The organism is Bradyrhizobium sp. MI1.7, from assembly GCF_055811795.1.
In genome coordinates, this window is sequence record NZ_JBVVPO010000042.1 from 1 (window position 1) to 14533 (window position 14533).

The window sequence follows — 14533 nt, forward strand, 5'->3', positions numbered from 1 at the left end:
GGGTCGGGGGGGGGGGGGGGGGGGGCGAGGGGCGGGGGGGGGGGGGGGGGGGGGGGGGGCGGGGGCCGCGCGCGGTGGGGGGGGGGGGGGGGGGGGGGGGCGGGGCGCCCCCCCCCCCCCCCCCCCCCCGACGCCGGCCTTGGCGCGGCAGGAGGTCGCGATCGCGTGCTCACGCGCCGAGCCGCCCTTGAAAATGTCGGAGTGGTTCTTCTCCAGCCAGGTGAAGAAGGCTTCGTCGCCGAGCACGCCGTATTTGGCGACCTCGGCATAGCCGGCGCGGAACTGCCGCGGCGACAGCGTGTCGAGCACGGCGGTGTCGGCGATGACGAGCACGGGCTGGTGGAAGGCGCCGAGCAGATTCTTGCCCTGCGGCGAATTGATGCCGGTCTTGCCGCCGACGGAGGAATCGACCTGCGCCAGCAGCGAGGTCGGCACCTGCACGAAATCGACGCCGCGGCGCAGGATCGCGGCCGCAAAGCCGGCGAGATCGCCGACTACGCCGCCGCCGAGCGCGATGACGAAATCGTTGCGCTCGATCTTCGCGGCGATCAGGGCCTCGCTGACCTTTTCGAGGCCGGCATAGGTTTTGGAGATCTCGCCTTCCTCGACCACGATGCGCGAGGTCGGAATGCCGGCAGAAGCGAGCGACGCCTCCGTGGGCTCGAGCCAGTGTTTTGCGACGGTGCGATCAGTGACGATCGCCGTACGCACACCGGGACGCAAGGCCGCGACCCGCTCGCCGAGCGAGGCCAGCACGCCGCGGCCGATGACGATGTCATAGGCGCGATCGCCGAGCGCGACGTCGACGTTGACAGGATCTGAATGTTTCAACGGCGCAGTCATCGTACGGCACTCGCAACGTCGGCAGGTGATTGGGCGGCTTGTTCGCCGCGGAGATGGGCGCGCAGCGTCTCGATGCATTCCTCGACGATCTTGTCGTGCGGCACGTCGCGCGAGGCGATGGTGAGGTCGGCATGGCGATAGATCGGCTCGCGCTCGGTGAGGAGGCGCGTCACGGTTCCTTCGGGATCGGCGGTCTGGAGCAGCGGGCGGTCGGCGCGGCGGCGCACCCGGCGCATGATGACGTCAGGGTCGGCTTTGAGCCAGATCGAGACCGCCTTGGCCGCAATGCGGTTGCGCGTCTCCTCGCGCATGAAGGCACCGCCGCCGGTCGCCAGCACGATCGGTTCGCCGTCGAGCAGGCGCGCGATCACCCGCGCCTCGCCATCCCGGAAATACGGCTCGCCATGGCGCTCGAAAATCTCCGGTATGGTCATGCCGGCATGAGCGACCTCGATCTCGGTGTCGGCGTCAACGAAGGGCAGCTTGAGCCGGGCCGCCATGCGGCGGCCGATGGTGGATTTGCCCACCCCCATCATGCCGACGAGCACGATCGAGCGCGTCCCGAGCGCCGACAGGATGTCGGCCTCAGGGGCAGCTTGTATCGGCAACGCGGCGTCGGGCATAAATCTCGCTCTGGGTCTCGCTCGATCTGCCGCCGGAGGCGGCATGCTTTGGCCACCTATACGACCCCCTCGGGGCCCTCGCCAGAGGACTCTTGCCACGAAACGGCGAACATGTTGGATGATTCCATTGGTTAATTTGGACGCCTGAGACCCTCCCGAGACCTTGCCCGATGCCCAGCCTGTTCCGCTTCCTGACGGTCGTCGCCGTGCTCGCCGGCATCGTCTATGGCGTGGTCTTCGCGCTGGCGAACTTTGTGAGCCCGAAGTCGCGAGAAATGACGGTGACGATCCCGCCGGATAAGTTTCTCAAGAAATAGGAGCTAGCCTCCAGGGCATGCGCGTACAGCCCTCAGACAGCAAGCTCACCGGCCTGTTCCTCGACATGCTCGCGGCGGAACAGGGCGCCGGCCCCAATACGCTCGACGCCTACCGCCGCGACCTCACCGATTTCTCGGAATTTTTGGGCCGCGTCGGGCACAGCTTTGCCGACGCCGAGACGCAGATCCTGCGCGATTATCTCGCCGATCTCGACAGCCGCGGCTTCAAGTCCACCAGCGTCGCGCGGCGGCTGTCGGCGATGCGGCATCTCTACCGCTTTCTCCTGAACGAGCGCATCCGCACCGAGGATCCCGCGGCGATCCTGTCCGGCCCCAAGCGCGGCCGCGGCCTGCCGAAGGTGCTGTCGATCGCGCATGTCGACCGCATGCTCAGCCGCGCCAAGGAATTGAGCGAGGCGGAGGACGCTTCTCCCTCGAAACGGCTGCGCGCGTTGCGGCTCTATTGCCTGCTCGAGGTGCTCTACGCCACCGGCCTGCGCGTCTCCGAGCTGGTGGCGCTGCCGCGCTCCGCGGCAAAACGCGACGCCCGCATGATCGTGGTGCGCGGCAAGGGCAACAAGGAACGCCTGGTGCCGCTCAACGAGGCCTCGCGGCAGGCGATGGCCGACTATCTCGCGGCGACGGAAGCGGCAAAAGCCGACAAGAAGAACAGCGTGGCCGCCTCGAAATGGCTATTCCCATCGTTCGGCGAGAGCGGGCATCTGACGCGGCAGCATTTCGCCCGCGACCTGAAAGAGCTTGCTGTCGCCTCGGGGCTGCAGGCCCGGCTGGTCTCCCCGCACGTGTTGCGCCACGCCTTTGCCAGCCACCTCCTGCACAACGGCGCGGATTTGCGCATCGTGCAGACCCTGCTCGGCCACACCGATATCTCCACGACCCAGATCTACACCCATGTGGTCGAGGAGCGCCTGAAGAGCCTGGTGCGCGACCTGCACCCGCTGGCGGAGAAATAGTTCTCTTGTAGCCCGGATGGAGCGCAGCGAAATCCGGGGCCGCCCGCCTCGCGGAAAGACCCTCCCGGATTGCGCTTCGCTCCATCCGGGCTACAGGCAACCCATGAAACCGCCTTGACTTCGGCCACATCTCCGCAGAAAGAGCCGTGGCCTCACGCATGATTTGGCGGGCTGCTTTAGAGCGCACAAGCCAACTCATTGAAGAAGCTACATTTCTTTCCGCCGGTCCAAACCTGCTTCGACGCCCCGCCCCGTCCTCGCTATATTGAGTTGATGCCAGATCACATGCGCAGCTATCTCGACTTCGAAAAGCCGGTCGCCGAGCTCGACTCCAAGGTCGACGAGCTGCGGACGCTTGCGGCCTCGGGCACCGATATCTCCGAGGAGATCGGGAAGATCGAGGACAAGGCGGCGCAGGCGCTGGCCGACCTCTATCTGAACCTGACGCCGTGGCAGAAGACGCTGGTCGCGCGGCATCCGCAGCGGCCGCATTTCAACGACTTCATCAAGGGCCTGATCACCGAATTCACCCCGCTCGCGGGCGACCGCAAGTTCGGCGAGGACGAGGCGCTGGTTGCCGGCTTCGGCCGCTTCCGCGGTGAGGCCATCTGCGTGATGGGCCAGGAAAAGGGCGATTCCACCGAGAGTCGCATCCGGCACAATTTCGGCATGGCGCGGCCCGAGGGCTATCGCAAATGCGTGCGGCTGATGGAGATGGCCGAGCGGTTCGGCCTGCCCGTGCTGTCGCTCGCCGATTCCGCCGGCGCCTATCCCGGCATCGGCGCCGAGGAGCGCGGCCAGGCCGAGGCGATCGCGCGCTCGACCGATGCCTGCATGGCGCTGACCGTGCCCAACGTCGCCATCATCACCGGCGAGGGCATGTCGGGCGGCGCCATCGCCATCACCACCGCCAACAGGGTCCTGATGCTGGAGCACGCGATCTACAGCGTGATCTCGCCCGAGGCCGCCTCCTCGATCCTGTGGCGCGACGGCTCCAAGGCGCAGGAAGCCGCCAACAACATGAAGATCACCGCGCAGGACATGCTGCGCTTCGGGGTGATCGACAGCATCTTGAAGGAGCCGGTCGGCGGCGCCCACCGCGACCCCACCGCCATGATCGCCACCACGGGCGATGCCATCGCCAAGGCTTTTGACGAGCTCCGCGGCCTGGACGGCGACACCATCCGCAAGCAGCGGCGGCAGAAATTCCTCGATATCGGCCGGAAGCTGGGCTGATTCGGCCGTTTTCGGTGCCGTAGAGTGGGCAAAGCGAAGCGTGCCCACCATTCCAAACAGTATGGGGAGCGAGATGGTGGGCACGGCGCTTTGCGCCTTTGCCCACCCTACAAGACCTTTCGGGCGGCCCCCGACGCCCCGGTAACTCCCCGTTAACCCTTTTTTTGCCCAAATCAGCGATCTCTGTGCGGATTGGGCCAGAAGGCCCAAGTACGGCCCAAAGTCGCGTCCATTTAGTCTTCGTTGACCATGCCACTGGGCCAACGGGCTCGTGATCCCAGCTCGGGTTGCGACCACATGACCCAGAGGTTAGAATTTTAATCAATGGCTTCAGGGCACAAGCGCTGGAGCGTGGTTCGAAAACGCCCGTCACGACGGGTCCGGATCTCCGGTCGGATCATGCTTCGAGATTGGGGTTCGCGCTCTCTGCCCGGCACGGTGTGGGGTCCATCTTGATTTCTCGTTCGCTTGCTCGCGCGCTTTTGGCTTCGGTTGCGCTGCTGACAGCCAGTGTTCTGCTGGCCGGCTGCGACACCGACCAGGTCTCGCTCGCGACCAACGCCAAGGCCAACCAGCCGGTGCCGCCAAAGCTTCTCGCCGCGATGGTCGAGAAGGACATGGACCTGCAATCGCCGATCCTGGTCCGCCTGTTCAAGCAGGAGGCCGAGCTCGAGGTCTGGAAGCAGGCCCGCAACGGCCAGTTCGCGCTGCTCAAGACCTATCCGATCTGCCGCTGGTCGGGCGATCTCGGTCCGAAGGTGCGCGAAGGCGACCGCCAGGCGCCGGAAGGATTCTACTCGATCAATCCGGGCCAGATGAATCCGCAGTCGGCCTACTATCTCTCGTTCAACACGGGCTATCCGAACGCGTTCGACAAGGCTCTGGGGCGCACCGGCTCGCAGCTGATGGTGCATGGCGATTGTTCGTCGCGCGGCTGCTACGCGATGACGGACGAGCAGATCGCGGAGATTTATTCGCTTGGCCGCGAGTCGTTCTTCGGCGGCCAGAAGGCGTTCCAGCTGCAGGCCTATCCGTTCAAGATGACGCCGGTGAACATGGCCAAGCACCGGAACAACCCGAACATGCCGTTCTGGAAGATGATCAAGGAAGGCTATGATCATTTCGAGGTGACGCGGCAGGAGCCGAAGGTCGATTTCTGCGAGCGCAAATACGTGTTCGACGCAACGAAGACGCCTGACGCGAAGCGCGATCCGGTGTTCGACGCGTCCGCGAAGTGCCCGGCCTATGTGATCCCCGAGAACATCGCCAGCGCGGTGCGCGACAAGGATGCGCGCGACCAGGTCGAATACAACAAGCTCGTCGCCAAGGGCACGCCGATCGCGCGCATGAACACCGGCATCGACGGCGGCATGAACAAGATTTTTGCCTCGAAGATTCCGGAGGGATCGACCGGACTCTCGGAGAACGCCGAAGGCTCGACCCTGGAGATGCTGGCGATGGCGAAGGCGCCGGGCACGATCCCCGGACACGTCAATCCGCCCAAGCCCAATCTCGATGCGGTCGCCGCCGCTCCCGTGAACCAGGAGCCGGTCGTCGCCGTCAGCGCGCCCGCCGCCACCACCCGCGTCGCCGCGGCCGCGCCGGCCAGCGAGAAATCCCAAGAGAAATCGTCAGGCGGCTTCTTCTCCAACCTCGGCCGCAAGATGGGCCTCGGCACCGCCGACACGACGGCGACCACGCCTCCCCCGCAAGCGACCGCGTCCGTGGCCCCTGCCGCTGCGCCCGCAACGCCACCCACCGCGACATCGAGGCTGAAGGCCGCAGTGACCCGGTTCGTGCCCGGCCGCGATACGTCCAAGGACGCGCCGAAGCCGGCCGTCGCCGCCGCCAAGCCGGCCGAACCGGTGAAGCCGGACACGCGCCTCGCCGCGACGCGGCCGGCGCTGAAGCCGTCGGTGTCGGATGGCGCGAGTGAAGCGACGCAGATCATGGGCGCCGCGCCGGTGGTGTCGTCGAACTCGTTCGACAGCCGCTTTGGGGCGGTGAAGTAAGGGCGGCGCTCCGCTTAATCTCTCCGATCCATCTCAGCCTGACGCCGTCATTCCCCTTGATGAGGTACAGTGAGAGCGCTGCGCCTCACTCAAAGACGGGCAGCGCGACCTACGGCGCCAGGTACCGCATCAGCTCCGGATTGACGCGCACATCGTTCGCCTGCCCTTGCAGCGCGACCCTGCCGCGGTCCAGTACATAGGCGTAATCGGCGACGCGCAGCGCGAGGTCGAGGTGCTGCTCGACGATGATGACGGCGATGCTCTTCGCGAGCTCGATCAGGCGCTCGGTGATCTCCTCAATCACTCCGATCCAGACGCCTTCGGTCGGCTCGTCCAGCAACAACAGCTTCGGATCGCCCAGCATCGCGCGGCCGATGGCGAGCATCTTGCGCTCACCGCCGGAGAGGGTGCCGGCGGGCTGGTCGAGGCGCTGGCCGAGTTTCGGGAAGATAGTCAGCACATGGTCGACCGCGTCGTCCTTCTTGCTGGCGAGCGAGCCGACCGCGAGATTGTCGCGCACCGACAGGCGCGCGAATACCGAATGCTCCTGCGGCACGTAGCCGATGCCGGCGCGCACGCGCTCCTGGGTCGCGCGGCGGCTGATGTCGCGCCCGTCGAAGGCGACCTCGCCCTTCCACGCCGGCAGCTCGCCGACGATGGTCTTCATCAGCGTGGTCTTGCCTGCGCCGTTGCGGCCGAGCACGGCGACGCCGCCGCGCCAGGGAATGCCGAGGGTGACGTCGAACAGGACCTGGCTGCGGCCATAGCCCGCGTCGAGATGCTTGATGTCCAAAAATTCAGGCACGGCGCAGATAGATCTCCTGAACGGATTTGTTGGCCTGGATCTCCGACACGGTGCCTGATGCCAGCACCTTGCCCTGGTCGAGCACGGTCAACCGATCGCAAATGTCGCGGATGAAATCGAGGTCGTGCTCGACGATGACGAGCGAGCAATGTTTTTTGATCGGCTGAAGCAATTCACCGGTGACGCGGCGCTCCTCCAGGCTCATGCCGCCGGTCGGCTCGTCCAGCAGCAGCAGCTTCGGCTTGCCCGCGAGCGCCATCGCGATCTCCAGCCATTGCTGCTGGCCGTGCGACAGTGCGGCCGCCGCGTCGAAGGCGCGATCGGCGAGGCGGAACTGCGTCAGCATGGTCATGACCTGGTCGTGCAGCGCGTCCCGCGTGCGCGAGAATACGAGATCGAACAGCGAGGACTGCGCCTGCAGCGCGAGCAGGATGTTGTCGTAGAGCGTCAGCGTCGGCAGCACGCTGGTGATCTGGAATTTCAGGCTCATGCCGGCCCGGGCCCGTTCGGTCGGCGTGAACGCGGTGATGTCGGTGTTGATGAAACTCACTTTGCCTTGGGTCGGCACTTCGGCCCCCGCAATGCACTTCATCAGCGTGCTCTTGCCGGAGCCGTTCGGTCCGATCAGGCCGTGAAACTCGTTCTCGCCGACGGTCAGCGCGGCGCCGTCGAGCGCGGTGAGCTTGCCAAAGATCTTCTTGATATCGGCAGCTTCAAGGAGCGGCATTGCGCTTCTCCTTCTCAGTCTGCTTCTCAGTCCGCTTCACGGTCTCCTTGGGCTTGGCACCAAAGCTGCCGACCCGTTCGCGCTCGCCGAGCACAAAGCTGATCAGGCCAAGTGGCCGGAACAGGATCACGAGCAGCAGCAGCAGACCGAGGATGATCGGCCAGATCTCGCGATAATTGTCAGAGAGCCAGAAGCTGACGCCCTCGACGATCACGGCGCCGATGACGGCGCCGATCAACGTGCCGGAGCCGCCGAACAGCACATAGAGCACGACCTGCGTCGAGACGACGACGCCGACCATGTTGGGCCAGACGAAACCTTCATGGAAGGCATAAAGGCTGCCGGCAAGACCTGCGATGGCGCCGCCGATCGCGAAGATGATCGCCTTCAGGTGCTGTACCTTGTAGCCGAAGAAGGCGATGCGCTGCTCGTTCTCGCGCAGGCCCGCAAGCGCCAGGCCGAATTGCGAGCGTACCAGGAAGCGGCAGAGCAGGTAGACCACGACGAGGATACCGAGCACGAGATAGTAGAAGGCCGGGCCCTCAGTAAATTCGTAGCCGCCGAGCGACATCGGCGCGATCGAGGGGATGCCGTTCTGGCCGCCGAGATAGTACCAGCCGCGCGCGAGGCGATCGGCGGCGTAGGAGCCGGTCAGCGTGCCCAGCGACACGAAGATGACGCTGGAGGGGTGCCGTCCAAGCAGCAGGAAGCCGCCGAGCAGCAGCGCGAAGGTGAGGCCGATCAGCGTTCCCGCCGGCAGCACCACGAAGATGTTGGTGATGTCGAGGTCGCGCGCGAGCAGCGCGACGCCATAGCCGGCCGAGCCGAAGAACAGGGCCTGGCCGAAGCTCATGATGCCGGCATAACCCCAGACCAGATCGAACGACAACGCGAACAGCGCGAGGATGATCACGCGGGTCGCGAACACGGTGAGGTAGTCCTGCAGCACCAGCGGCGCGAGCAGCGCCGCGACGAGCACGACGCCCTCCACGATCGGCAGGACCTTTCGTCCTGCCTTGACCTGTTCCTTGGCCTGTCCCGCGGCCACGCGTTCAGCCATCGCACCGTCCGCTTCGTCGCCGGCGATGGCTTCTCTTACCACAGTCATCGACTTCGGCATTCCGCCTCAGCATTCCTTGGGATCGACGAGCCCGTCGCTGCGTCCGACGATCTCGTAGTTCCCACCCTTGGCGACCGCGGTGTACATCTTCATCTTGCAGTGCCGCTTGCCCGGCACCATCTCGGCCGGGCCGCCCGGGCCTTCGGCGATCTTGGCGTGATCGAGAGTGGCGGCAACCGAGTCGCGATCGACCTTGCCGGCTTCCTTCACGGCCGCTTCCCACAGCTTGAGGCCGCGATAGGTACCGGTCGCGGCACTGCCGGCCGCGAACAGGAAGTTGCCGGGAAAGTCCTTCTCGTACGCCGCCTGGATTTTTGCGTCGAACGGGTTCTCCTTGGTCAGCACCTTGAAATAGTCGAGGCAGCTTGCGAGCCCTTCGATCTCGGCGGCCTGGTTGATGTTGAGCGTGTTCTCGTCATAGTAGACGCAGGCTAGGCGCCCGCCGTTCTTGAGGAAGCCCGCTTCATAGAGCTGCTTGAAGAACGGGCCGACGCCCGGCGGAATGACAGTGTTGAAGACGACGTCGACCTTGTTGGAGATGATCCGGTTGACGGTCGATGAGAAGTCGATCTGGTCGAGCGGGTAATATTCCTCGAACACGACCTCGCCGCCGTTCGCCTCAATGACCTTGCGGGCGTAGACGTTGAGCGTGTGCGGCCAGACATAGTTGGCGCTCGGCAGCGCGAACTTCTTGCCGCCGTTCTTGATCAGCCAGGGGATGAACTCGTCACACTGCTGCGCCGGCGTCGGCCCGGTGCAGAACAGATAGGGTGTGCACTCCTTGCCTTCGTAGAGCTGCGGATAGATGTAGAGCGTCTTGCCGCGCGCCACGATCGGGTCCTTGATCGCGTTGCGCATCGACGAGGTGATGCCGCCCAGCACCATGTCGACCTTGTCGCGCTGGATCAGTTTTCGGACGTTGCCGACGGCGACGGATTCGTTCGACGCAGTGTCCTCGATATAGAGCTCGAGCGGACGGCCGAGCAGGCCACCGGCCGTATTGATCTCCTTGATCACCATCTTGGCGACATTGGCGTCGGCATTGCCGGCATAAGCGATCGGGCCGGTGAGATCGGTCGCGATACCGACCTTGATCGGGCCTTCCGCCGCGTTCGCCCACGGCGCCGGGATCACCCAGCTTCCGACGCCGGTCGCGACCGCGCCGGTGGTAAAGGCAAGATTGGAGAGGAAGCGGCGACGCGAAAGCTGAGTACGATCGAACATGACTAAACCCCTTTTCCAGCGATGAGGCCCTGTGGCCGAAATTTGATGAAGACAATGGCGAGCACGAAGACGAGGACGTCGGCGACGACGGGCGCCATCACCCATGGCAGCGCGGCACTGAGGGTGCCGATCACGCCGGCGCCCGCCACCGGTCCGATGAAGGAGCCGACGCCGCCGACCATCACCGCGACAAAACCCTGGATCAGGAAACGCAGGCCGAGATCGGCGTACAGGCTGAACACCGGCACGATCAGCGCACCGGCAAGGCCGGCGAGCGCGGAGCCAAACGCAAACGTGGCGCCGTACATCAGGGGCGTGGAGATGCCTGAGGCCCGCGCCAGCGAGGGATTTTCCAGGGTGGCGCGCATGCGCAGGCCAAAACTCGTGCGCGACAGCAGGAGGTAACAGCCCGCCATCACCAGGAGCGTGATGACGATGATGGTGAAGCGCCAGGCCGAGATATGCATGGCGCCGATATCGATCGAGCCGCCGATCGGCTCGGGCACGGTCAGATAGAAGCCACCGATCAGGCCGCGCACGGATTCGCGGATGATCAGGCCGAGCGCATAGGTGCCGAGCATCGCCACGATCGGCGCGGCGTAGAAGCGGCGGATGATCAGCGCCTCCAGCACGAAGCCGAGCGCACCGACCACGAAGGGCGCCGCGACCATGCCGGCCCAGATCGGCAGGCCCTTGGCGTAGGCGAGATAGGTGATGTAGGCCCCGAGCAGGACGAACTCTCCTTGCGCGAAGTTGAAGATGCCCATCATGCTGGCGATGATTCCGAGCCCCAGCACGATCAGGACGATGATCGCGCCGAAGCTCAGGATTTCGAACGCCGCGACGAACGCGTTAGCCATGCGCTGGATTCTTATTTTTACGCGTTTTCTTGACGCGAACCGGTATCCACTTCGCTTGAAAACGCTCTGGTCCGTCCGTCTGCATCGATGCCTCGCTCACATCTTCTTCCAGTCGCCGATCTGCTCGAAGGCATGCGCGGCGCGGTAGATCGTGGATTCCTCGAACATGCGGCCGACCAGCATCAGTCCGACGGGCAGGCCGTCGACCATGCCGCAGGGCAGCGACATCGCGGGATGATGGGTGATGTCGAACGGCGCTGTGTTGGAGATCATCTCGAGCGCGCGGGCGACGTAGTCTTCGCGGCTCGCGGTGGGCTCCGGCAGCTTCGTCGCCTTCATTGGCGTCGTCGGCAGCAGCAGCAGGTCGTATTCGCCGAACGCCTTGTCATAGGCCGCGGTCAGGCGACGCGAGATGTTGAGTGCCTTGCCGTAATAGCGGGGACCGAAGCTGTTGTTGATGTAGGTCCCGAGCATCAGGAACAGTTTTGTCGTCTCCGATAGCGAATCCGCCTGCCGGCGCCAGCCGCGATGGAAGTCCATCAGCGAGGTCGAGTAGAGGTCGGAGCGGCTGAGGCCATAGCCATCGCCATACATCATGGTCTGGGTCATGCCCTCCGTGCCGATCGGCGTCCAGATCGCGGGACCGACAAGATGCATCGGGATCGAGACGATCTCGACCGTGGCGCCAAGGTCCTTGAAGCGCTTGGCGGCCTCGCGGACGCTTTCGTTGACGGCGGCCTCCGCGTTCGCCTGCTCGAAGCCTTCCTTGAGGATGCCGATCTTCATGCCCTTGACGCCCTGGCCGAGCGCCTTGGTGTACTCCTCGACCTTCGGCGCCTTGATGCGGGGATCGTAGCCGTCGTCGCCGGCGAGCACTTCGAGCAGCAGCGCATTGTCGGCGACGGTCGCGGTCATCGGACCGGTGTGGTCGACGAAGACCTCGATCGGCATGATGCCGGTGTAGGGGACGAGGCCCCAGGTCGGCTTCATGCCGTAGGTGCCGCAGAACGAGGACGGCATGCGGATCGAGCCGCCCTGGTCGCCGCCGATCGCCATGTCGACCTCGCCGAGCGCGACCACGACGCCGGAACCGGAGGACGAGCCGCCGGCCGAATAGCCCATCTTGTGCGGATTGTGCACGGCACCGACCGCACCGGTGTGGCTGCCGCCGGACATGCAGAAGGATTCGCAATGCACCTTGCCGGCGATCTCGGCGCCGGCATCGAGCATGCGCGTGACGATGGTGGCGTCGAAATCGGGAACATAGCCTTCCAGCGTCGCCGAGCCGTTCATCATGGGCACGCCGGCGAGCATGATGTTGTCCTTCAGCGCGACGGTCTTGCCCTTGAGCTTGCCGCTCGCCGCACCCTTCACGGTCGACTTGCGATACCAGGCGTTGCGCGGGTTCTCCTCGGGTGAGGGCCGGTAGCCCGGCGTGCGCGGATATTTCACCTCCGGCACTTCGTCCGGCATCGCGCCGACGAGATTATAGGCCTCGATCGAGCCCTGCATCAGGCCGCGGAACGAGGCGACATCGGCATCGGTCAGCGAAAGGCCGCACTGCTTGGCGACGTCAAGAAGTTGGGCAGGCGTGGGAAGGACAACTGTCACGGCGCTCTCCTGAAGTTTCTTGGTACGGTCCCTGCGCGCGGCCGCGATTGGCGCGACGCGCGCAGCGGCCCTGCTGAAACATTCAAAGCGGAAATATTTTCCTTTTCAAGTATTATTTTAAGATGGGGCTGTCCGGATTGCCGCAGCAGGCTCAGACCGGCTTGATCAGCTTGAAGTCGAGGCCGTCGGCCTCCGCGAGATACATCTGCATGCGGGCGTGGCCGTTGCGAACGACGACCGGGCCGCGCGCGCCGCCGTAAACGATGTTGCGGCCCGCCGCGAGCATGGGCGCCATCGACAGCGAACCTGCCTTTTTCGCCACGGCTTCGAGGAAACGCAGGCCTTCATAGCTGGACTGGCCGAGCGATCCGATCGGCGGGGCGTTCGGCCCGAACATCGCGCGATAGCGGATCTGGAAGTCGTCATTGGCCCGCGAGCCGATGCCGGAGAAATAGCCGGATGCGCAGAACATGTTCTCGCTGTTGTCGGCGCCGATGCCGAGCAGCACCGTCTCGTCCATGGCTCCCGCCAGCCGCAGCGTCGTGGCGCCGAGGCCGCATTCGCCGAAAGCACGATTGAAGGTGACGCTGTCGGTGCCGATCAGCGAGATCAGCACGACATCGGGCCGCGCGGCGCGGATGCGCGCCAGGTGCGGCTCGTGATTGTCCTCGCCGAGGGGGACGAACTCCTCGCCAACGACGTGGCCTCCGGTTTCCTTGATGTAGTTCTTCACGGCGCGGTGCGATTGCCAGGGCCAGACGTAATCGCTGCCGATCAGGTACCAGCGCGACGCCTTCTTGACGTCGGCAAGCCAGTGGATCGACGGCCGGCTCTGCCAGCGCGGCGTCTCGCCGATCGCCATCACGCCGGGCGTGCGCTCGCCGCCTTCGTAGACCGGCGTATAGATGTAGGGGATGCGGTGACGCGTGGTGACGTCGCGCAAGCCGACGCGGACCGCGCTGGTGTGCAGCCCGACGATGAGATCGACCTCGTCGAACGCGATCGCCTGTTCGGCGCGGTTCAGCACCTCGTCGAGCGGCCCGCCGGCGTCGTAGATCGACAGCTCGATCTCGCGGCCGAGGATGCCGCCGCGCTTGTTGATCTCGGCAACGGCGAGTTGCGCGCTGTTGGTCGCGCAGGGGCCCCACACACCCGGCGATCCCGTGCAGCAGATGAAACCGCCGATGCGCAGCTTGTTCGCGCCACGCCGCCTGAGGAAAGCATGATCGCCCGGCGACAGCGAGCTATCGGCGCCCGACGACGACAGATTCCTCAGCAGCAAGGACGGCGGCATCGCCGGACTGCCGTGAGCCGGGAAGTTTACCGTCGCGTGCACGCCAACTCCTGTCTGGCACCAGACCTGAAAGCACAATGAGCAGGCGGCCGCGGCATCCGCCCTTTTGTTAGGCAATCATCCTATTTTGAAAATATTGAATATTCAACAATTGAAGTGCATATAGAAGCAGCATTGATTGCAAGACATTCACTCATTTGGGTCAAGACGAAGTCTTAGCCGTGGCAAAACCGAACTCCCCGATCACCGAACACCTCGCCTACCTGCTCGCGCAAGCCAACCGGGAGATCAACCGGCAGCTGGAACTGCGGCTGAGCAAGGAAGGCGTTCCCGTCGAGCAGTGGCGCATCCTTAAGGTGTTGTCGGACGGCGATGGCCACTCGATGGGCGAACTCGCGGACGCGGTGCTGCTCAATCATCCGACGCTGACCAAGATGATCGACCGCATGGTCTCCGACACGCTGGTCTATCGCGTGCAGGACCCGAATGATCGCCGCAAGGTTTTGATGTTCATCTCCGACCGCGGCAAGGTGCTGTGCAAGAAGCTCAACTCGCTCGCGGTCGACCAGGAGGAGCACATCCTGGAGAGCTACGGCGACAAATCGACGAGCGAACTGAAGCGGCTGCTGGAGAGCTTGATCGACAGCTCGAATTGAGCGGATGTGGTGCGAGTTGCGCGCCACACACTCGGCTGTCATCGCCCGATTTAATCGGGCGATCCAGTATTCCAGAGACAGTTTTGATTGAACCGAGAAGCCGCGGCGTACTGGGTCGCCCGGTCAAGCCGGGGCACGACAGCGGAGGGTGGCGGCGCCCCCGGCCCGCCCCCCCCCGGGCCTTTGCGGGGCGCCGAACCCCCCCGGGCGGGGGTGGTCGTGGTTGCGGAG

The 14533-nt window shown here is 64.9% G+C and carries 14 protein-coding genes; 5 read left to right on the plus strand and 9 right to left on the minus strand.

Annotation, left to right across the window (positions count from 1 at the left end):
- Both AC0L3X_RS30430 and AC0L3X_RS30435 read right to left on the minus strand, forming a co-directional pair.
- Positions 1–843, minus strand: an 843-nt coding sequence (locus tag AC0L3X_RS30430; RefSeq protein ID WP_473317082.1) for a 3-dehydroquinate synthase family protein, incomplete at its 3' end; no start/stop codon positions are given.
- Positions 840–1466 carry a shikimate kinase gene (locus AC0L3X_RS30435; protein ID WP_085403588.1) on the minus strand — a complete coding sequence of 209 codons (627 nt, stop codon included), beginning with the start codon at positions 1464–1466 and terminating at the stop codon, positions 840–842. The genes AC0L3X_RS30430 and AC0L3X_RS30435, both read right to left, overlap by 4 nt.
- Before the next feature lie 170 nt (positions 1467–1636).
- Here AC0L3X_RS30435 and AC0L3X_RS30440 point away from each other — a divergent pair, with 170 nt between their 5' ends.
- The 4 genes from AC0L3X_RS30440 to AC0L3X_RS30455 all read left to right on the plus strand — a co-directional run bounded on the left by AC0L3X_RS30440 (position 1637) and on the right by AC0L3X_RS30455 (position 6005).
- Positions 1637–1783, plus strand: coding sequence for a hypothetical protein (locus AC0L3X_RS30440; protein ID WP_035730492.1), 147 nt, complete (start codon positions 1637–1639; stop codon positions 1781–1783).
- A gap of 17 nt (positions 1784–1800) precedes the next feature.
- Positions 1801–2757 carry a site-specific tyrosine recombinase XerD gene (gene xerD, locus AC0L3X_RS30445; protein WP_063980624.1) on the plus strand — a complete coding sequence of 319 codons (957 nt, stop codon included), beginning with the start codon at positions 1801–1803 and terminating at the stop codon, positions 2755–2757.
- A 273-nt stretch (positions 2758–3030) separates the two neighbouring features.
- Positions 3031–3993, plus strand: coding sequence for an acetyl-CoA carboxylase carboxyltransferase subunit alpha (locus AC0L3X_RS30450; protein WP_063986022.1), 963 nt, complete (start codon positions 3031–3033; stop codon positions 3991–3993).
- Between the two features lie 452 nt (positions 3994–4445).
- Positions 4446–6005 (plus strand): L,D-transpeptidase family protein, encoded by a 1560-nt coding sequence (locus AC0L3X_RS30455; protein ID WP_225048569.1) that lies wholly within the window; start codon positions 4446–4448, stop codon positions 6003–6005.
- A 109-nt stretch (positions 6006–6114) separates the two neighbouring features.
- Here AC0L3X_RS30455 and AC0L3X_RS30460 read toward each other — a convergent pair whose 3' ends face one another.
- The 7 genes from AC0L3X_RS30460 to AC0L3X_RS30490 all read right to left on the minus strand — a co-directional run bounded on the left by AC0L3X_RS30460 (position 6115) and on the right by AC0L3X_RS30490 (position 13688).
- Positions 6115–6810: a branched-chain amino acid ABC transporter ATP-binding protein gene (locus AC0L3X_RS30460; RefSeq protein WP_063980622.1), complete on the minus strand. Its 696-nt coding sequence runs from the start codon at positions 6808–6810 to the stop codon at positions 6115–6117.
- Entirely contained in the window at positions 6803–7537 is a 735-nt protein-coding gene (locus AC0L3X_RS30465; protein ID WP_063980621.1) for an ABC transporter ATP-binding protein, read from the minus strand. Before AC0L3X_RS30465 ends, AC0L3X_RS30460 begins: the two co-directional genes overlap by 8 nt.
- On the minus strand, positions 7524–8657 hold the full coding sequence (locus tag AC0L3X_RS30470) for a branched-chain amino acid ABC transporter permease (RefSeq protein ID WP_063980620.1): 1134 nt from the start codon (positions 8655–8657) through the stop codon (positions 7524–7526). Before AC0L3X_RS30470 ends, AC0L3X_RS30465 begins: the two co-directional genes overlap by 14 nt.
- Positions 8658–8663: 6 nt before the next feature.
- The gene (locus AC0L3X_RS30475) at positions 8664–9881 is read right to left on the minus strand and encodes a substrate-binding protein (protein WP_063980619.1); all 1218 of its coding nucleotides are present in this window, start codon (positions 9879–9881) and stop codon (positions 8664–8666) included.
- 2 nt (positions 9882–9883) lie between these two features.
- On the minus strand, positions 9884–10741 hold the full coding sequence (locus AC0L3X_RS30480; protein WP_063980618.1) for a branched-chain amino acid ABC transporter permease: 858 nt from the start codon (positions 10739–10741) through the stop codon (positions 9884–9886).
- Between the two features lie 96 nt (positions 10742–10837).
- A complete protein-coding gene (locus AC0L3X_RS30485; protein ID WP_063980617.1) occupies positions 10838–12352 on the minus strand; it encodes an amidase in 1515 nt (504 codons plus the stop codon).
- Between the two features lie 151 nt (positions 12353–12503).
- Positions 12504–13688 carry a substrate-binding domain-containing protein gene (locus AC0L3X_RS30490; RefSeq protein WP_063980616.1) on the minus strand — a complete coding sequence of 395 codons (1185 nt, stop codon included), beginning with the start codon at positions 13686–13688 and terminating at the stop codon, positions 12504–12506.
- A 179-nt stretch (positions 13689–13867) separates the two neighbouring features.
- Between AC0L3X_RS30490 and AC0L3X_RS30495 the strand changes: the two genes are divergently transcribed.
- Positions 13868–14302 (plus strand): MarR family winged helix-turn-helix transcriptional regulator, encoded by a 435-nt coding sequence (locus AC0L3X_RS30495; protein WP_014490415.1) that lies wholly within the window; start codon positions 13868–13870, stop codon positions 14300–14302.
- The last annotated feature ends 231 nt before the right edge of the window (positions 14303–14533 follow it).

Coding starts and splice junctions, on each gene's coding strand:
- AC0L3X_RS30435 (WP_085403588.1), bottom strand. CDS start 1,466: ATGCCCGACGCCGCGTTGCCGATACAAGCTGCCCCTGAGGCCGACATC.
- AC0L3X_RS30440 (WP_035730492.1), top strand. CDS start 1,637: ATGCCCAGCCTGTTCCGCTTCCTGACGGTCGTCGCCGTGCTCGCCGGC.
- xerD (WP_063980624.1), top strand. CDS start 1,801: ATGCGCGTACAGCCCTCAGACAGCAAGCTCACCGGCCTGTTCCTCGAC.
- AC0L3X_RS30450 (WP_063986022.1), top strand. CDS start 3,031: ATGCCAGATCACATGCGCAGCTATCTCGACTTCGAAAAGCCGGTCGCC.
- AC0L3X_RS30465 (WP_063980621.1), bottom strand. CDS start 7,537: ATGCCGCTCCTTGAAGCTGCCGATATCAAGAAGATCTTTGGCAAGCTC.
- AC0L3X_RS30470 (WP_063980620.1), bottom strand. CDS start 8,657: ATGCCGAAGTCGATGACTGTGGTAAGAGAAGCCATCGCCGGCGACGAA.
- AC0L3X_RS30475 (WP_063980619.1), bottom strand. CDS start 9,881: ATGTTCGATCGTACTCAGCTTTCGCGTCGCCGCTTCCTCTCCAATCTT.
- AC0L3X_RS30480 (WP_063980618.1), bottom strand. CDS start 10,741: ATGGCTAACGCGTTCGTCGCGGCGTTCGAAATCCTGAGCTTCGGCGCG.